Origin of the sequence: Mesorhizobium carmichaelinearum, assembly GCF_900199455.1 — a bacterium.
In the GTDB taxonomy this organism is placed as follows: domain Bacteria; phylum Pseudomonadota; class Alphaproteobacteria; order Rhizobiales; family Rhizobiaceae; genus Mesorhizobium; species Mesorhizobium carmichaelinearum.
Genome location: NZ_FZQR01000014.1, coordinates 38,132 through 55,732, shown reverse-complemented (window position 1 = coordinate 55,732; position 17,601 = coordinate 38,132). Strand labels below are relative to the sequence as shown.

The following is a 17,601-nucleotide window of genomic DNA, read 5'->3' as shown; positions in this document are numbered from 1 at the left end:
TGGTCGAAAATTTCAGTGAAAAAGAGCAATGTGCTTTTTTGCTGCCAATTCATTGTCTTCGCTTTACTGGGCGACCATCCTCATCATGGCTCTCACCGCCCTTCCCCCACCACCAATGAAGTATCGGGCGCCGTCAAAAGCACTGGCTTTTGGCGTCGGATCGATATTCTTGGCGATCTATTTTGTTTTCTTCGACGGTTTCAACGATCACGCCACCGGTCGTGGCGCGTTGATAGCATACCGTACAACTGATACGATCGGGTGGCTGTTTGCAAAGACAGTCTATCGGCTGTTTTTACTCTATTTCCTAATTTTTATATGGATACTTACAGCCTGGCTTTCCTGGCGGAGTTCGCACGACTAGGGACCTAAGTCCCGGCGCCAGAACTACTCGTGCGAGCCGCTGCGAACGCGGGACGCGTATTGGAGGACACAGCTACCACGGCGAAACGAAAGATCTAAATGCAGTGTCACTGCAATTGCACTGTGCGCGATCGGCAACGCAACCCGGGAACTCGCGCCGCAAGAAACCCGATTGTTGCCAATCCCGCTCGGCACGGACGCAACCCACCTTGCCATAACCTACGTTGCAACGATCAGCAGCACGAGCTTGAGAACGCCGTATTCGACAAGCTAGTGCTCGATGTGAGACTGTACGAGAGCGTCGGAATACGGGTAGCGGACAGGACGGACGCGGCCGTAGCTTGAGCGGGGTCGTTTGCAATTGGCCGCGTGAGCGCGCTAAATCTCCGCAAGGGAGTTCCACGGCGACAGACGCAGAAACTGCAGGCAGGCCATGCATTTCGACGTCAACATTGTTCTGGCCTTGATAAGGACGCTCGCCGCCGTCGAGATCGGCGGCGATCAGCTGGCCCGCTTCGACGCACTGATCGAATACGGGCGCGGGCGCGGCGTCTCTTTGTTCGAGGCCAGCAAGGCCACGGGCCTACCGCTCACATATCAGACGCTTGTGATTGTGACTCTTGGTTACTTCAACAACTGGTCGGATGGAGGCGACGAGGCCGCCCTCACGCTGCCGGAGCCGGATACGTTCGAGGCCGAGGTCGCGGCGGACGAGGCGCCCGAGCGCGAATTGGTTAAGCAGGTCGTGTTCGCGACGCGGCACCTTGCCTGGGTCGACATTGGAGACCGGCCAAAACTGCACCAAGCGGGCAAGACGCTCATCGCCATCATGCAGGAACTGCTCAAGTTAAAGGAGGACCACATCGAACTGGCGATCTCGCTGTGCCTGCTGAGCCGGGACATCTTGGAACGCTTTGACGACCCCGACGCCAGACTCGCGCAGCTCTACGCCTACCGTATGCTGGTGCTGCCGAGGCGCTTGCCGTTCCTGCCGGATCTGCCGCCCGCCAAATATCCGCCTCCGCTGGCCCCCGAGTTCGAAGAGAAGGTTCTGCTGCCCCTCTGTCTCGACTTTATCCAGAAAGGTTTGCTGGATCAGGCGATAGACTTGGGCGAGTCGGCGGCGGAAATGCTGGCTGATCCGGAATCGGTGGTCAACAATCAGGTTCAGGTGCAAATCGGCGATCAAGTTCACGCGCTGAAATTTGAATTGGCGTTCAGCGCGAACCTGATCCGCTGGGCGTTCAACGCCGACGACGAGTGGGGGCCGGAGATCGGCCCCAATGAGAGATTGCGCGTCATGCTGTCGATTCTATGCGATAACAGAAACATACTGGAAGGGTTCAGGGACGACGACTACGGCTTCGTTTACGAAGTGATTTATCTGGGTTTCGACGACTCGCCCGACCGGCTCTCGCTGGCGCTGAAGATCGAATCGTTCGCGAAAGTGATCCGTATCGTTGTCGGTCTCAAGGCCGCCGAAGTGCGTGTCAACAACGCGCGCGATCACATATTTTCGAAGCGCAAGGGCGTCCTATTGGAGCAGATCAGGGCACTGATAGAGGCGCGGACTTGACGTCAACCGATGTCCTCATGGGTCAGCTTCGCCAATTTGAAAAGAGCATAGACTTCGTCTGAAACTAGCCACGGCGACCAGTCCCGCCAGTACGCCTGGCGCATACGCTCCTGCATTGAGCCCGAAAGCGCGTGGAACAGAGCCTCCAAGAAAGCCGGCCGGCGGCGGAACTCCCACGGACCGATGATCTTGCCGTGCGGAGCGTGCACGACCTCGTGCGTCACCTGACAGCGGAATCGCGTATTGCCGGTGAGAAAATACCATTCGGCTATATCGAGGTTCTCTTCGGGGTAGCGCGAAAGCGAATCCATGATGAGCTTGACGCCCGTCTGGCGCTCGATGCGAGTTTTCGTCGACACCAGTTCGGGGCCGACCATCGAACGCATACGGTTTCCGTCGATCATTAATTTCGCGATTGGCGCGAAATCAGAGATGATCTGGCTCCACATATCGCGGCGGCCGAGCCGGTAGACCTTTTCGTCGTGTTCGGCATCTCCTTCTGTCCGGATCACCGTCCACCACCACCGAAAATCCGGCGCCTTGTCGAAATCCACGTCTTTCTCGGCGACGCCCGACAGCCGCTCGAATCCATCCGGCGGGACGCCTATCACGCCGGCGGGTGCTGCCGCGACGACGAACGGCCGTGTCTTGTTGACCAAGCGGTCGGACCAGTGGGCCTGATCGAGCACGGCTGCCGGGTCGTCCTTGAGAACTTGGATCAGCCGCCCTCTCAGCCCGTGGAAATCCTCGTAGGCGGAGGTCACGAATTCGTCGATGCCCGTCTCGCGGTAATACGCGATGCGTTCAGCTTCTTTTTCGTAGTCCGCATCGATCTCCTCGATAACGCTGCGGCCGAACATCTGTTTGCAAGCCGCGTTCGCAGCTTCCCAGGCCTGAAGCGTGGACAGTTCAGTGAGATCGATCTTGTGCTCATCGAAGTAGGCGATCAGACTAATCAGGCGCTCGGGCGGCAGAGCCGAGGAAGCATAGACCGTGCGCGTCTGTTTCTGCTTGTAATAACGCCCGGCCAGCGCCGCGTAGAGAACTGGGATCAGCGGCCCGTCATGGATGTTAAGCTGCGGTGTATCCCCCTCCCCTTCTATATAGTCGAATTTCATAAGGCCTTTCTGCACGAACAACGTGTAGACCCACTTGTATTTTTCGGCAACGGTCTCTTGCTCCAGATTGTCCCGCTGAATCGCGGCGCTGACGTCGGCCCCGAACACCCGGTGCGCCTTACCGATCTGCACGTGATAGGCGATGCCTTCAAGCATCGCCTCGCCGCCTACCTCGAACGGCAATCCGCGAGAGACCAACGGGCGGCGGTCATCGAGCATCGCGCTCTTGAAGTCGCGGATCCCTTCGGCGATGCGCTTCAGGTCCGGATCAGTGAAGGAGACGCCCATCGCGCGGCAGCGTCCGGAACTCAGGTTGCGGTCGAGCGGCAGCAGGACCGGCCCGTTTTCCGCAACTTTCCCGAGAAAGGTGCGCGTGTTGATGTAGCACTGAAAGAACTGGCGCACGCGCATCGCGCCATAATTGGTCAGCAGGAAATCGAGAAAGTGGCGCTTCTCATGCCACACTGCGCTCGCGACCGTCGCGCAGCGCGTGCGAACCCAAGGATCGCGCTGCTCCCGGACCAAACACTTCAGCCAGTCCTCGCGCCCGTCGATGGCGTGATGGAGCGCCAACCCGACCTCCCGGCCGGCGCGCGAACTCGCGAGCAACTGCGTATCATACCACAGCGTTAGCGTTGCAGGGTCGAATTGCAGGATCGGGATCATGTCCTCGTTGCGTTCTTGATCGCCTCGCCCGCCTTCTCCGCGTCGGTGTCTTCGGTGATCTCCATTACCGGAGCGCTCGTTTTGGCGTCGACAATGACGATCCGCGGCTTCTCGTGCGCCTCGGTCTGCGTGAGCAGTTTCTTGAGCTCGCCGGCGAATTGGGCCGTCACTAGGCCGAATTGGGCTGCAGCAACGCCAAATTTCAGCACGACAGTGGCGTGCATAAGGATCAGCTGAATTTGATCCGGGCCGAGCGGCGCGTCCACCGCATCCACCATCGCATCCATAGGCTGCGGCGGATCGATCTCCACCCCAGCAATCGAGATCTTTTCGATATCCTTCATCGCGCTTTCAGGACCGACGACGGCTAGAAAAATTTCGTCATCATGCGACATACGTCACCTCGCCTGCTTTCTCGGCGCGAATTTACCGGTGCGCATCGTTCCCCGATACTCATGCAAGCCGCAACTTACACCAAATTCCCGCCGGATGGGAAGCTGATGCTATGCGATCCTTGGCAAGCGCAAGCAAGCCGTCTCCCGGGGAACCGGGGCAAGATGGGCATGTCGTTGGCTCAGCCCGTACGAAGGGTCGGTCCGCGTCCCGCGCGAGGTGAAGGCTCGCCCCTTGGCCCAATTTTGAAGGCCGCTGAGAGCCCCTCACTGGCTGAACAAGCTTGGTCACGGTGACAGAGCACCCAATTGGCCCGCTTGCAAACCGCACGCGTAGCGAGACCCTTGTACGCGACGCCGACGATCACTGTGAAGGGAAACATGGCGCACCCGACAGGATTCGAACCTGTGACCTCTGCCTTCGGAGGGCAGCGCTCTATCCAGCTGAGCTACGGGTGCTTCCCGGGAACCGGAAAACGAACCAGCCGGTGAACCGGCAAGTCACGGCTTCTTAGCGGAAGCCGGCGCGGGCTTCAACGGGCAATTGGCGATTGTGCGGCGTCCGGTGGTGGGGGTGGTCCTCTGACGGGTGCGCTTGTTGGATATGGCGCTCCCCCTCTCCGTCTCGGCTTCGCCGAGCCACCTCTCCCCCACTCCCGTGGGGGCGAGGAACCCAAGCGTCACTCCCCTACCTCATTCTTCACCACCCGTCTCCCCCGAACCGCCCGCTTCACCTTCTTCGTACCCGCCAGCTCGTTCATCGCATCGAGCTGCATCTGCTGCATTTCGGCCAGGCGCGTCCATTGGCGGGAGATGAGGTAGTCGAGTTTTTCGTGGAGGTGGCGCACTTCGAGCTCGGCTTTGAGGTTGACGCGGTATTCGTTGAAGGAGCGCAGGCGGTCTTTCACCTCCTGGCGCTTCTGGCTCATCATGATGACCGGCGCCTGGATGGCGGCGATGCAGGAGAGCAGGAGGTTGAGCAGGATAAAGGGATAGGGGTCGAAGGCGCCATTCAAGCCCTCGAACAGGTTGATGCCGATCCAGACCAAGAGCACGGTGGCAAACGAGATCAGGAACCACCAGCTGCCGCCGAAGGCGGCCATGTTGTCGGAGACGCGGTCGGGGAAGGTGCGGTGCTCCTCGAATTCCTCTTCCGAGTTTTCGGAAATCGTGTCCTGCCTGGCGATCGATTCCACCACCTGGCGGTCGAGCTCGGAGAATTCGCCGTGCTCCTGCTGCAGCAGCTCCTCCATGTAGCGCATGCGGTAGCGGCCGAGCTCCTCGCGGCTGATGCGGGCGCCCCTGGGCAGGTCCGGATGGTCGGAGCGGATGCGGTCGGCCAGGCTCGGGCGCAGCGTGTCGATGCGGACAAGGTCGCGCTTGTGGAATTTGCGGCCGGAGATCGCCGACGGTTTCTTCTTCGGCTTTATGCGCGACGCACCTAGGCCGGAGGGTTCGGAGTCCGGCACTTCGGGCGTGTCGAAATGCTCGTCCGAAACCTCGTGCAGGTCTTCCGGCGTGATCGGCGCCTCGAAATATTCGCTGCCGCTGTCGTGCTCATTGTCCGCCGCCTGCTGCTCGGATGCCTTGGGGACGGTGCTCATGATGCGGGCTCCTGCTGTGGCGCTAAGGTGTGATGATATTCAGGTGAGGCCGGCCTGCAAACGACGGCTTTCTGCGCTTCCGGTGCTCACGTACGAAAAGTACGCTCCGCTCGTCGCAAGGGCGACCCCGAAAGCCACCTTGTTTGGTCGCTTCGCGCCCGTCTTCGACTCCGGCTCTGCCTGACCTGAATCTCAACACACCTTGGGCCTTCTACCTCTCGCAGGCAGACGATATGCCAACGGGGTGGCGCATAGCCACCGTCGGTTTTCGCAGCCTATGCCATGGCTTCCGGACAATTGCGTGACAGCCGTGAAACAATAGCCGGCTTCCGCTCGCCTCTCGCAGACTCGGGGCAGCGCTCCCGCTCTTGTCACTGCTGTTCGGCGAACATCAGGCGCGTCTTCGTGCCGTCCATCGTCGGCGACAGGCTGCGCTGGATCAGCGCTTCGACATGGTCGTTGCGTTGGCGGGCTGAGTCGGCGCCCATCACCACCACGATCAGCTGGCGGCCATCGGCATTGTAGGAGGTGACGATGTTGAAGCCCGACGCCCTGATGTAGCCGGTCTTGATGCCGTCGACGCCGCGCACGCGGCCGAGCATGTCATTGTGGCCGCGCACCAGCCTGCCGCGGAACATGAAATCGCTTTCGGAGAAATAGTGGAAGTGCTGGGGAAAGCGCTGGCGCAGCGCCATGCCGAGCACCGCCATGTCGCGCGCGGTGGTCATCTGGCTGTCGTCGGGCAGGCCCGACGCGTTGCGGAAAGTGGTGCTGGTCATGCCGAGCGCGCGCGCCTTGGATGTCATCATGGCGGCGAACTGGTCCTCCGAGCCGCCGAGATATTCGCCGACCGCCACCGCCACGTCATTGGCGGATTTGACGACGATGGCGCGGATGGCGGAATCGACATCGATCGTTTCGCCGCGCCGGAAGCGCATCTTGGTCGGCGGCTGCGAGGCGGCATGGTCGGAGACCGGGATCTGCGTTTCCTTGCTGACGCGGCCGGACTCCATCGCCTCGAACAGGAGATAAAGCGTCATCATCTTGGTCAGCGAGGCCGGGTAGCGCTGCGCCGTCGAATTGACCTCGAACATCTGCTTGCCGGTCTTCACGTCGACGACGATGGCGGCATATTTCTGCGGCGGCGCGGGGACAGTCAGCACCTGGTCCGGTGGAGTCATGGTCGAGCAGCCGGCGACCAGCAGCAACAGGCCAAGGGCGACGAAAACTCTCTGGAGGAGCGGAAAGGGACGCAATTTGGACAAGGGCGGGACTGTTCTGGCGATGCTGTTGCTGAGATGAGGCGAAGCTAACGTAACGCGCTGGATGCGTCCATTTGGTTAATGGCTGTTAGTCCCAGGATTGTCGAGCCTTCGCAAGCTTGGGTTCCTCTCCCCCGCCTTTGGCGGGGGCGAGGAACTTGAGTCCTTTAGCCGCCCCGAAAACGCCTGTTTCCTATCTTTCCTTGCCAGAACCGCGTTTCCTGTGGGAAGGGGCGTGGCATTGGCTGGCTTGGGGGGTGGCATGACGGACATCGGCGCCGGGGGCGCAGCGCCTTCGCTTATCAAGGCATCGCTCAGCCGCACCGGCAAATGGGCCGGCAGCGTCGCTTTCATCAGCGGCGCCGTTGGCGACGTGCTCAATCCGCTGGCGCCGTTCGCCGCCTATATCGCGCTGGTCGCGGCAATCGCGGCGGCCATCATCGCCATTGCCATTGTGCTCAGGCTGGTGCTGGCGACCAAGGCGCTGCCGGCGTTGTTGTTCGCCACCAGTGCTGCGGCCGTCGCCGGCGGCGTCTATGCCGTGCAGCAGGAGACCAATTCGCAAAATGGCGTGATCGCCAGCCTGGTGCCGGCGATCGCGCAGCTGCAGCAGTCGATGGGCATCGTCTCCGAAAAGGTGGCCAAGATCGAGCAGACGGTGACGCAGACGCAAAAGACCGTCGAAGAGGTCAAGAAATCGACCGACACGGTGGCGCAGAAGACCGACCAGATCGCATCCGCGCAGCAGCAGCAGACGCAGCAGGGCGCTGAGACGCAGAAGACCGTCGAGGCGGTCAAAAAGACCACAGAGACGCTCGCCGCCGGCCAGCAACAGCAGCAGGTCCAGGCCGAAAAGCTGCAGGCGACGACCGAGCAGATCGCCGCCTCGATCGACACCATCGCCAAGGGGTTTGCCCAGCTCGCGGCGCAAGGCGGAGCGATCGCCGAGCCAAAGCGGCCGGACGAGTTCTACCACAATGCCCGCGTCTACGAATTGTCGGGCGACATGCTCAACGCAAGGCGCTCCTACCTCGCCTTTGCCGGCTTCGATGTCGACGCCATCGACCCCTATACGCGCTTTGCCACGCTGCTTCGGGTGCAGGACGGCAAGGCCGGCGCGCGCGAAGTGTTCGGGCAGCTGGCCGACAAGGGCAAGGCGCTGTCGATCAAGCTGGTGCATATCCTGCAGTTCGAGGACGCCCAGCGGATCGACAAGCTCAACGCCTTCATCACCGCCAATCCCGACTACGCGCCGGCCTATTTCCTCAAGGCGCAGGAGTTTTCGGAAGACCGCCTCGGCAGCCAGACGCTGGCCGACAAGCGCAACGAGGCCCAGGCGCTGACCAAATTCGTGTCCTATGAAGGGGATGGCGGGCTGCTCAAATATTTCGTCGACCAGACCCAGCTCGCCGACTGGCTGGACCGCAGCCGCAGCCGGCTGGCAGCGCTTGGCGACGTGCTCGACCCCGCGCGCTTTGCGCCGTCGCTGACGCCGATGCGCTCCAACCAGGGCTGGTCGATGACCATTTCGCTGCCCGAGCCGGCAACCGCGATCTCCTGGCGGCTTGGCACCAGCGGTCCCTTCACCGACACCGGCTTCCTGGCGATGAACGACCAGACCACCGGCAAGCCGATGGCCAATCCGAGCTTCGAACTGCCCGACAGCACGGCGGCGACCACGATCGGCATAAAATATCTCGACATCAGGGGACGCGAGACCGGCCCGTTCGAGATCCGCTTCGATCCGGATGCCGCCCTGCAGCAAGGTGACAAGCAGATCCTCGACCAGTTCTGGACGTCGTGGATCGCCTTCGATTCCGGCGGCAATCACGGGCTGGTCTATTTCACCCAGATGCTGTCCTACCGCTGCGCCATCAAGGAGGTGCATTACAGCCTGAACGGTGCCGCGCTCGACAAGTCGCTCGAGATACCGCCTTGCGACAAGAAGGACCCCTACGCCATTCCCTACGACGCCAAGGGCTATTTCAAGGTCGCCGACAGCGTGAAATCGATGTCGGTGCAGGTGACCTACACGGATGGAACGAAATCGCCGGTGCGGGAATACAAGCGGCAGTAGGTTTGCTCACCCTCCCCCTTGTGGGGAGGGTCGATCCGCATAGCGGATCGGGGTGGGGGTGACGCCGGCGCCAGACCCCCACCCCGTCGAACGATCTCCGCTTCGCTTCGACCGCTCGCCGACCCTCCCCACAAGGGGGAAGGGTGAACGAATCCTGATGCGAAATGCCCGACATCGCGCTTGCGCAATGCGCGCCGAAAGGGTTCTGCTTGCGCCTTCGAGAATCGGTGAGCACGCAATGACCATCAGCACGATCAAGGCCAGAGGCATTTCGGTTTCGCTCGACCTCACCGTCGGCCATATCGCCGACATGGTCGTCGAGAGCGGCGGACGGCAGCTGAAGCCGTTGCACCGCGCGCCCTGGGTCGATTCGGGCGAGGCGCTGCCGAAGGACCTGCCGCAAGGCACGGTCCGGCTCTCCGGCGATTTCCTCTGCGCGCCGTTTTCGCGCAGCGATGTCGAGGAGGCGCCGTTGCATGGCTGGACGGCCAACAGCGCCTGGGATGTCATCGAGAACAGTGCCACCGATGGTGGCTGGCGCGCTGTCTTCCGGCTGCGGCACAAGGTGATGGGCGCCAGCGTCGACAAGATCTTCACGCTGCGTGACGGCCATCCTTTCCTCTACCAGGAACATGTCTTTTCCGGCGGCTCCGGCGCGATTTCCGTCGCCCATCACCCGATGACGGTGATGAAGGGCGGCGGCCGGCTGGCCTTTTCGCCGAAACGCTTTGCCGCCACATTGGCCGATCCGCTGGAGCCGGACCCGGCGCGCGGCCGCTTCATGCTGGCCTATCCGGCGCGGTCGACCGACCTCGGCCATTTTCCCGCCGCCGGCGGCGGCACGGCCGACCTGACGCAATACCTTATGGAGGACCGGCGCGAGGATTTCATCACCCTGGTCGAAGCCGACCATGGCGGGCCGGGCTGGACGGCGCTGGCGCGCCAGGCCGAGGACGATCTGGTGCTGGTGCTGAAGAACCCGGCCGAGCTGCCGATCACCATGCTGTGGCTGAGCAATGGCGGGCGCGACTATGCGCCATGGAGCGGCCGGCATCTCGGCGTGCTCGGCATAGAGGATGGCCGCACCGCTGTCGGCCATGCCGCCTCGATCGGTGTCAACTGGCTGAAACGCGAAGGCGTGGCGACCGCCTTTGCGCTCGGCGAAGGCCGCAGCTTCTCGTTCCGCCACGTCATCGGCGCGCTGCCCGGCGGCACCCCGCCGCAGGAGATCATCACGGCCGACGGCCAGATGCGACTCTCGGCCGGCGATTCCACCAAGGACGTGCCGTTCGACAGCGCGTTCCTGCGCATTGGCCAGCCTGTTGCCGCCTGAGCCGGGATTGCGCGAGCGCGGGGTTTGAAATTTCCACCGACTGCCGCCAAGATGCGACGAAAACATCATGCCGATCATCCAGGCTCGTGAGGCTCCCATGTCCGAAATCGCCCACCTCGCCGCCACCATCTTCAAGCGCGCCGGCAAGGCAAAACGCTTCATCGTCGCCATCGCCGGACCGCCAGGCTCCGGCAAGTCCACGCTTTCGGCTGGCCTGCACGACCTTTTGCCGGAAGGGGCGGTGGAAGTCGTGCCGATGGACGGCTTCCACTACGACGACATCGTGCTCAACGCGCGCGGCCTGCGGGCGCGCAAGGGCGCGCCGGAAACTTTTGACTTTGCCGGCTTCGAAACCCTGATGAAGCGCATCCGGGCCGGCGAACCCGACATCGCGATTCCGGTCTTCGACCGCAGCATGGAACTGTCGCGCGCCGCCGCGGCGATCATCGGCACCGAGACCAAGTTCATCCTGGTCGAAGGCAATTATCTGCTGCTCGACGAGGAGCCGTGGTCGCGGCTGGCGCCGCTGTTCGATTTCTCGATCTTCGTCGACGTGCCGCGCAATGAACTCGAGCGCCGCCTGATGGAGCGCTGGCACGGCCATGGGCGTTCGGATGAGGATGCGCGCGCCTGGATCGCCTCCAACGACATGCCCAACATCGAACGCGTGCTGGCCCGGCGCCGGGCAGCCGACCTGGTCATTGGTTAACACGCTTAATTTTCGGTATTTTTGGACGGGAACCTTAAGAGTTTCACGCCGTTATGCCTGACAGACCGTTTGTCCGGCGTAAGGAATTTTCCAATGGCAACCAAGGCAAAAAAACCCGCAAAGACGAGGCCTGCCAAGGCAACTCAGGCGAAAGCTGGTGCTGGCCCAGCGATTGCCGAACGCTCGAAAGACGCCAAGGGCGCTTTCGGCAAGGCAGCGCCCAGAAAGGTCGTCCCAGCCGCGAAGACCGCCAGTCCGCGTAAAACAGCAGCGGCCAAGCCCGGCGCCGTTCGAACGGCAGCGAACATTGCCGCCGGCGCCGTGGTCGCCACCGCGCGCGGTGCCGTCTCGTTGGCCACATCCGTGATCGGCAGGGGCGGTTCGAAGGCGAAGGCGAAGTAGCAAGAGGCCTGCATCGTCCGCCCAGCCAAGGCAATAGCCTTACGGGCTCGTTTCAGCCCCTTGCCGGAATGGTCAGGCCCTTCTGCACCGCCGGCCGCGCCAGGCCGCGCTCCAGCCATGCCGCCACATTGGCGAAATCATCGAAGCCGACGAGGTCGCGCGCTTCATAGAAGCCGATCAAATTGCGCACCCAGCCGAGCAGCGAGATGTCGGCGATGGTGTAGTCATTGCCCATGATCCATTTGCGGCCCTTCAGCCTGGTGTCGAGCACGCCGATCAGCCGCCGCGATTCGTCGCGGTAGCGCTCCAGCGGGCGCTTGTCGGCGATCTCGCGGCCGGCGAATTTGTGGAAGAAGCCGAGCTGGCCGAACATCGGCCCGACGGAGGCCATCTGGAAGAAGACCCACTGGATGGTCTCGTAGCGCCGCGCCGCGTCCGCCGGCAGCAGCAGGCCGGTCTTTTCGGCGAGGTAGAGCAGGATGGCGCCGGATTCGAACAGGCCGATCGGCTTGCCGTCCGGGCCATTGGGATCGATGATCGCCGGGATCTTGCCATTGGGATTGAGCGACAGGAATTCCGGCGTCCAGCTTTCGTCCTTGCCGATGTTGACGGCATGCGGCTCGTAGGGCAGGCCGATCTCTTCCAGGGCGATCGAGACCTTCACCCCGTTGGGCGTTGGAAACGAATAAAGCTGGATCTGGTCCGGATGCTTGGCCGGCCAGCGTGTTGCGATCGGAAAAGCGGACAGATCGGCCATCGAAAACTCCTGAGCGGGGATTTTGGCGCCGAGAGGCGCGGTGTTGGCGGGTTGGCCAAGAATTAGGCGCTCGGCCAGGCAGGATCAATATAGCGGCGCCAGTTTCGCCATGCACGAACAGTCAACCGAATCGTGGACGGACGTTAATTCCTCGGGCGACCGCCTGAGCAGGTATAACCGCCTGGGGCGGTGGTGACCGCCCGGGGCAGGTAGTGACCGCCCGAGGCAGGTAGTGACCGCCCGGAATCAAATGGCCTTGAATGCCAGCACCGCGTTGGTGCCGCCGAAAGCAAAACCGTTGCTGATCGCGGCGCGCACCTTGCGCTCGCGCGCGACATTGGGCGTCACGTCGAGATCGCAATCGGGATCGGGTTCGCGGTAATTCGCGGTCGGCGGCACGACGCCCTCGCGGATCGCCATGACGCAGGCGATCATCTCCAGTCCGCCCGACGCGCCCAGGCAATGGGCATGCATCGACTTGGTCGAGGAGATCGACAGCGAACGAGCGTGCTCGCCAAAGACGCGCTTGATCGCGTTGGTCTCGATCTGGTCATTGGCCTTGGTGCCGGTGCCATGGGCGTTGAGATAATCGATGTCCTCGGGATTGAGCCCGGCATCGGCGAGACAGAAGCGCATCGCCGCCTCCGGCCCCTCGACGGTCGGAGCGACGATGTCGGAGGCATCGGCCGAGAGCCCGGCGCCGGCGATTTCGGCGAGGATGGTGGCGCCACGCGCCATGGCGTGATCGTAGCTTTCCAGAACCGCCATGCCCGCGCCTTCGCCGAGCACCAGGCCCTGGCGGTCGGCCGAGAACGGCCGGCAGGTGTCGGGGGACAGCACGCGCAATGCCTCCCAGCCCTTGAGCACGCCCCAGACCAGCGGCGCATCGGTGCCGCCGGCGACCATCACGTCGGCACGGCCGAGCCTGATCTGGTCGACCGCCGTGGCGATGGCGTGGTTGGCCGACGAGCAGGCCGAGGTGACGCCGAAGACCGGTCCGCGCAGGCCAAGATGCATGCTGACCTGGCCAGCAGCAGCGCCTGGCATGACCCTTGGCACGGTGAAGATGCCGGCGCGATTCTTGCCCTCGACCAGGATGGCGCGATAGTTCTCCTCGACGGTCTCGAAGCCGCAGACGCCGACGCCGACAATGGTTCCCATGCGATAGGTGTTGTCGGCATGCGGGGCCAGGCCGGACTGCTGCATGGCCTCCTTCGCAGCGATCACCGCCAGCAGGCTGAAGCGGTCCATCGACACCAGCTGCTTGCGCTCGATGCCGTGATCGGGCAGCGCCTTGATCTCGCAGCCGGTCTTGACCTTCAGGTCATGCAGGAAGGGATTGTCGATCGGGCCGATGGCCGAACGGCCGGCCCGCATTTCGGTCCAGATCGACTGCGCATCGACGCCAAGTCCGCACAGCCCGCCAATGCCGGTAATGACGACGCGTTTCAGCATTCGGTCAGGCTTTTTTCGCGATCAGCGCGCGAACGGCCTCGACCATGTCGCCAACATTCTTCAGATTGCTCCAGGCATCGACGGTGTTCATCTCGATCTCGATGCCATACTGCTCCTCGAGGTCGAAAATGATCTCCGTCAACTCCAGCGAATGGATGCCCAGCGACGTCAATTCGGTGCTGGTGGTGATTTCTTCACCGCCCGGCTCGGCATGGGCCTTGATCTTTTCGATGATATCCGTTGCCAGTTGGTCAGCCATTCGGTCTCTTCCCCACTTTGTCGTTTCCCGACGCCAACTGAACAGCGCCTTCTTGTCCTCGATATCAGGCCGCGATCATCGCCTTCTACCCCCGCCAAGCATCGCCTGACCGTACCGAGGTGGCTCCCTCTATAGAAACGGAAACGCCATCAAGCAACAAGCTATATATCGACAAAACCGCCGCAGTGCTTAACCTGACGGCGTGGATACGATCGAATATACCAAGTTTTCGGCCCCTTTGGCCCAGCGGGCCGCGGGTCTGGCGCAGCTGGGCTGCGCCAGCGCGGACGGCCGCACGCGGCTGCGGCGCCTCTATCAGGACGGTTCCGCCAAGATAAGGCTGCCGGCCGTTTGCGCCGATCCGCTGGAGGCGGTGCTGATCAACACCGCCGGTGGATTGACTGGCGGCGACCGCCTCGGCTGGGATGTGGATGTCGGCGCGAACGCCTCGGCGTCGATAACCACCCAGGCTTGCGAAAAAGTCTATCGCGCCGCGTCCGACCATGCTGAGGTGCGGGTCAGGCTGACCGTCGGCGAGAACGGCCGGATCGCCTGGCTGCCGCAGGAAACCATCGTTTTCGACCGGGCGGCCTTTGCCCGTACACTGGATGTCGAGCTTGCCGCCGGGGCCGAGGCGCTGGTGCTGGAGGCCACCGTCTTCGGCCGCCTGGCCATGGGCGAACGCGCCGCGCAAGGTGTTTTTCACGACCGCTGGCGCGTTCGCCAGGATGGTTTCCTCATCCATGCCGAGGACTTCCGCATCGGACCGGATATCGCGGCAGCGCTCGCCCGTCAGGCGGCCGTTGGCGGCGCAATCGCGGTGGCAACGCTGCTGCTGGTGTCGCCGCAGGCCGAGGCTCTGCTCGACCAGGTCCGGGAGATCGTCGGCGACCAGGGCGGCGCCAGCGTCTGGAGCGTGAAGGCATCTGGCAAGCTTCTTGCGAGGCTTTATGCGGAGGACGGCTACCAACTGCGCCAGCGGCTGGTTCCGCTCGTCGGATTGCTCAACGGAAAGGCGGGGCTGCCCAAATTATGGTCACTGTGATCCTGTCTGCCTCATCTTTGGAAACCGCATGAACCTGACGCCGAGGGAAAAAGACAAGCTGCTGATCGCCATGGCGGCGATCGTGGCACGCAAGCGGCTGGAGCGCGGCGTCAAGCTCAACCATCCGGAAGCGATCGCGCTGATCACCGATTTCGTCGTCGAGGGCGCCCGCGATGGCCGCCCGGTCGCCGAACTGATGGAGGCCGGCGCCCATGTCGTCACCCGCGCGCAGGTGATGCAAGGCATCGCCGAGATGATCCATGACGTGCAGGTGGAAGCGACCTTCCCCGACGGCACCAAGCTGGTGACCGTGCACGAACCCATCCGGTGAGGAGGCAGAGATGCTCGAGCTGCGCCCAAACTGTGAGTGCTGCGACAAGGACCTGCCGCCCGAGTCGACGGATGCGCTGATCTGCACCTTCGAATGCACCTTCTGCGCCGATTGCGTGGAACACGTGCTGGACGGCGCCTGCCCCAATTGCGGCGGCAATTTTTCGGCCCGGCCGATCCGCCCGGCAGCGATGCTGAAGAAATACCCGGCGTCGACCAAGCGCATCCTCAAGGCCGAGGGCTGCGGCCCGCGCAAGGCCGCGTGAATAGCGTGACACTGGAAACGGAAGGCAAATAGAAATGATCCCTGCCAAACGACTGTCCCTCTCGGCCATCCTGTTTCTGGCTCCGGCCATGCCCGCCTACGCCCATGTCGGCGTCGGTACGACGTCGTCCTTCACGGCCGGCTTCATGCATCCTCTGTCCGGCCTTGATCATATGACCGTGATGGTCGCCGTTGGCTTGTGGGCGGCGCTCAAGGGCGGCAGGGCGGTCTGGGCGTGGCCGGCGGCCTTTGTCGGCGTCATGCTGGGCGGCGCGGCCCTTGGCATGGCACATGTGCCGGTGCCCTTCGTCGAGCCGGGCATACTGGCCTCCGTCGTGGCGCTTGGCCTGCTGGTGGCGCTGGCCATCGATCTGCCCGTCTCGGCCGGCGTCGCCATTATCGGCCTGTTCGCGCTGTTCCACGGCCACGCCCATGGCACCGAAGTGCCGGAAAATGCCGGCGGGCTCGAATACATGGCCGGCTTTGCCGTCGCCACCGTGCTGCTGCATGCCGTTGGCATCGCCGCGGGCCTGGGCCTTGGCATGAGGTTCCGCGGTCTGGCGCGTGTCGCCGGTGCTGCCTGCGCGGCGATCGGCGTCGGCCTCGCCTTCGGCGTCGTGTGATCTCAGATGATCCCCGGCGAAATCATCCCCGTCCAAGGCGACATCGAGCTCAACAAGGGCCTGCCGACCGTCACCTTGAAAGTCGCCAACAGCGGCGACCGGCCGGTCCAGGTCGGCAGCCACTACCATTTCTTCGAAACCAATGAGGGGCTGAAGTTCGACCGAGAACGGGCGCGCGGCATGCGCCTCGACATCGCCGCCGGCACCGCCATGCGCTTCGAACCGGGCCAGGAACGCGACGTCACGCTGGTGCCGCTCGGCGGCAAGCGCGAGGTCTATGGGTTCCAGCAGAAGGTGATGGGCAAGCTGTGAGACCGGTGGCGTCGAGCGCTCGCGGACGCACGATGCGGCCGGCGGACCGGATGCCGGCCCGCCGCGCCGGCTTATCAGCTGGCCTTTTTGGTGATCAAAGTCAGCGCGCCGTTGGGCTGCATGCTGGCCGCGACCACCTGCGCCGAGGTCATTCCCTTGGCCTCGAGGGCGGACTTGACCTTGGGGGTGGCGTCGATCGAGCTGCGCAGTTTCTGCAGTCCGGCGTCACCACGCTGGGCGATCACCTGATTGACCTGCGTCTGGGTGTCCTTCGGCAGCTCGGTGATGTCGACGATGTTGACGCTCTGGATCGCCGGCGCGGCCTGCTGACCGCCAGGGGCAGGCGTCGTTTCCTTGGGGGCAGGCGCGGCCGGAGCGGGCTGTTGGGCGGGTTGCTGCTGGGCACCGGCGGCACCGGCCAGCATCAGGCTGGCGGCGGCTGCAAGAATTATCGTTTTGCGCATGGATTTTCCTTCCATCGATTTGGCAAACGGTCGTTTTGGGGTGACCTGCCAACCTCAACCGCCAAATGGGATCAGAAGGTGTCGCCCAGCGGGTCATTGCGTGACCATTGGATGGCGGCAATGTGGGGTTCGGCGAAGGTGCAGCGCCGATCCCAGCCGAGACTGGTGGGAGGGCCATGAACTCTTATTCGGAAGGCGGTTTGCGCTACCAGAAGTTAATCGACGAATTCGTCGAGCTTGCGAGTTCAGAGGCTATAGCGGGCCGGATCAGAAAAGATGGGCACTCCGAACGCACGAATGACGCCGATTTGCCCTTGGATCTCCAGGAGAAAGCGAGAAAGGCTTTTCTCCTGTCGCTCAGCGAGTCAAACCGGGAAATCGTTGCGCAACTGATCGAAGAGGCCCGAAATAGGGCCGTTCACGATATTCTATCCAGTATCGAGTGGATGCACACATGCGGCGGGCTCGACTTGATTGTCGAGGGCCACCCTCTGCCAAAGGATCCGTTCTGGGGCAGCATGCATATGGACTACGTCTGCCGGCGAGCCGGGGAGTCGTGGCCCGAAGAAGAATCCGAGACCGAATAGCC

At 62.9% G+C, this 17,601-nt stretch carries 20 protein-coding genes and 1 tRNA gene; 12 read left to right on the top strand and 9 right to left on the bottom strand.

The window, feature by feature from the left end:
- Positions 1 to 28: 28 nt before the first annotated feature.
- Entirely contained in the window at positions 29 to 364 is a 336-nt protein-coding gene (locus CKW40_RS27950) for a hypothetical protein (protein ID WP_095203061.1), read from the top strand.
- A gap of 432 nt (positions 365 to 796) precedes the next feature.
- A complete protein-coding gene (locus CKW40_RS27945; protein WP_095203060.1) occupies positions 797 to 1,939 on the top strand; it encodes a hypothetical protein in 1,143 nt (380 codons plus the stop codon).
- Positions 1,940 to 1,941: 2 nt separating this feature from the next.
- Here CKW40_RS27945 and CKW40_RS27940 read toward each other — a convergent pair whose 3' ends face one another.
- The 5 genes from CKW40_RS27940 to CKW40_RS27920 all read right to left on the bottom strand — a co-directional run bounded on the left by CKW40_RS27940 (position 1,942) and on the right by CKW40_RS27920 (position 6,984).
- Positions 1,942 to 3,723 (bottom strand): hypothetical protein, encoded by a 1,782-nt coding sequence (locus tag CKW40_RS27940; RefSeq protein ID WP_095203059.1) that lies wholly within the window; start codon positions 3,721 to 3,723, stop codon positions 1,942 to 1,944.
- The gene (locus tag CKW40_RS27935) at positions 3,720 to 4,118 is read right to left on the bottom strand and encodes a hypothetical protein (RefSeq protein ID WP_095203058.1); all 399 of its coding nucleotides are present in this window, start codon (positions 4,116 to 4,118) and stop codon (positions 3,720 to 3,722) included. Before CKW40_RS27935 ends, CKW40_RS27940 begins: the two co-directional genes overlap by 4 nt.
- Positions 4,119 to 4,497: 379 nt before the next feature.
- Positions 4,498 to 4,574 (bottom strand) — tRNA-Arg (locus tag CKW40_RS27930).
- Between the two features lie 221 nt (positions 4,575 to 4,795).
- Positions 4,796 to 5,719: a DUF1003 domain-containing protein gene (locus CKW40_RS27925; RefSeq protein ID WP_095203057.1), complete on the bottom strand. Its 924-nt coding sequence runs from the start codon at positions 5,717 to 5,719 to the stop codon at positions 4,796 to 4,798.
- A gap of 371 nt (positions 5,720 to 6,090) precedes the next feature.
- Positions 6,091 to 6,984, bottom strand: coding sequence for a D-alanyl-D-alanine carboxypeptidase family protein (locus CKW40_RS27920; protein WP_095203056.1), 894 nt, complete (start codon positions 6,982 to 6,984; stop codon positions 6,091 to 6,093).
- Between the two features lie 259 nt (positions 6,985 to 7,243).
- Here CKW40_RS27920 and CKW40_RS27915 point away from each other — a divergent pair, with 259 nt between their 5' ends.
- The 4 genes from CKW40_RS27915 to CKW40_RS27900 all read left to right on the top strand — a co-directional run bounded on the left by CKW40_RS27915 (position 7,244) and on the right by CKW40_RS27900 (position 11,502).
- The gene (locus tag CKW40_RS27915; RefSeq protein WP_095203055.1) at positions 7,244 to 9,058 is read left to right on the top strand and encodes a chemotaxis protein; all 1,815 of its coding nucleotides are present in this window, start codon (positions 7,244 to 7,246) and stop codon (positions 9,056 to 9,058) included.
- Positions 9,059 to 9,296: 238 nt separating this feature from the next.
- Positions 9,297 to 10,391 (top strand): hypothetical protein, encoded by a 1,095-nt coding sequence (locus CKW40_RS27910; RefSeq protein WP_095203151.1) that lies wholly within the window; start codon positions 9,297 to 9,299, stop codon positions 10,389 to 10,391.
- A gap of 97 nt (positions 10,392 to 10,488) precedes the next feature.
- On the top strand, positions 10,489 to 11,100 hold the full coding sequence (locus CKW40_RS27905) for a nucleoside triphosphate hydrolase (protein WP_095203150.1): 612 nt from the start codon (positions 10,489 to 10,491) through the stop codon (positions 11,098 to 11,100).
- 93 nt (positions 11,101 to 11,193) lie between these two features.
- Positions 11,194 to 11,502, top strand: a complete 309-nt coding sequence (locus CKW40_RS27900) for a hypothetical protein (protein ID WP_095203054.1) — start codon at positions 11,194 to 11,196, stop codon at positions 11,500 to 11,502.
- A 52-nt stretch (positions 11,503 to 11,554) separates the two neighbouring features.
- Here the strand turns inward: CKW40_RS27900 and CKW40_RS27895 are convergent, their stop codons facing one another.
- The 3 genes from CKW40_RS27895 to CKW40_RS27885 all read right to left on the bottom strand — a co-directional run bounded on the left by CKW40_RS27895 (position 11,555) and on the right by CKW40_RS27885 (position 13,973).
- The gene (locus CKW40_RS27895; RefSeq protein WP_095203053.1) at positions 11,555 to 12,259 is read right to left on the bottom strand and encodes a glutathione S-transferase family protein; all 705 of its coding nucleotides are present in this window, start codon (positions 12,257 to 12,259) and stop codon (positions 11,555 to 11,557) included.
- 246 nt (positions 12,260 to 12,505) lie between these two features.
- Positions 12,506 to 13,714, bottom strand: a complete 1,209-nt coding sequence (locus tag CKW40_RS27890) for a beta-ketoacyl-[acyl-carrier-protein] synthase family protein (RefSeq protein ID WP_095203052.1) — start codon at positions 13,712 to 13,714, stop codon at positions 12,506 to 12,508.
- 4 nt (positions 13,715 to 13,718) lie between these two features.
- Entirely contained in the window at positions 13,719 to 13,973 is a 255-nt protein-coding gene (locus CKW40_RS27885) for an acyl carrier protein (protein WP_010912831.1), read from the bottom strand.
- Positions 13,974 to 14,175: 202 nt separating this feature from the next.
- On the opposite strand from CKW40_RS27885, the gene CKW40_RS27880 reads away from it, so the two are divergent.
- From CKW40_RS27880 to CKW40_RS27860, 5 genes are read left to right on the top strand one after another with little or no spacing between them, the layout of a single operon-like run.
- Positions 14,176 to 15,018, top strand: a complete 843-nt coding sequence (locus CKW40_RS27880) for an urease accessory protein UreD (RefSeq protein WP_095203051.1) — start codon at positions 14,176 to 14,178, stop codon at positions 15,016 to 15,018.
- Positions 15,019 to 15,046: 28 nt separating this feature from the next.
- Positions 15,047 to 15,349 carry an urease subunit gamma gene (locus CKW40_RS27875; RefSeq protein ID WP_095203050.1) on the top strand — a complete coding sequence of 101 codons (303 nt, stop codon included), beginning with the start codon at positions 15,047 to 15,049 and terminating at the stop codon, positions 15,347 to 15,349.
- Between the two features lie 10 nt (positions 15,350 to 15,359).
- On the top strand, positions 15,360 to 15,614 hold the full coding sequence (locus tag CKW40_RS27870) for a DUF1272 domain-containing protein (RefSeq protein WP_095203049.1): 255 nt from the start codon (positions 15,360 to 15,362) through the stop codon (positions 15,612 to 15,614).
- A 34-nt stretch (positions 15,615 to 15,648) separates the two neighbouring features.
- Positions 15,649 to 16,236 carry a HupE/UreJ family protein gene (locus CKW40_RS27865; protein ID WP_095203048.1) on the top strand — a complete coding sequence of 196 codons (588 nt, stop codon included), beginning with the start codon at positions 15,649 to 15,651 and terminating at the stop codon, positions 16,234 to 16,236.
- 6 nt (positions 16,237 to 16,242) lie between these two features.
- The gene (locus tag CKW40_RS27860) at positions 16,243 to 16,548 is read left to right on the top strand and encodes an urease subunit beta (RefSeq protein ID WP_095203047.1); all 306 of its coding nucleotides are present in this window, start codon (positions 16,243 to 16,245) and stop codon (positions 16,546 to 16,548) included.
- Positions 16,549 to 16,622: 74 nt separating this feature from the next.
- On the opposite strand, the gene CKW40_RS27855 is transcribed toward CKW40_RS27860, so the two are convergent.
- Positions 16,623 to 17,012, bottom strand: coding sequence for a hypothetical protein (locus CKW40_RS27855; RefSeq protein ID WP_095203149.1), 390 nt, complete (start codon positions 17,010 to 17,012; stop codon positions 16,623 to 16,625).
- Positions 17,013 to 17,188: 176 nt separating this feature from the next.
- On the opposite strand from CKW40_RS27855, the gene CKW40_RS27850 reads away from it, so the two are divergent.
- Positions 17,189 to 17,599: a DUF6547 family protein gene (locus tag CKW40_RS27850; RefSeq protein WP_143748378.1), complete on the top strand. Its 411-nt coding sequence runs from the start codon at positions 17,189 to 17,191 to the stop codon at positions 17,597 to 17,599.
- Positions 17,600 to 17,601: the final 2 nt, after the last annotated feature.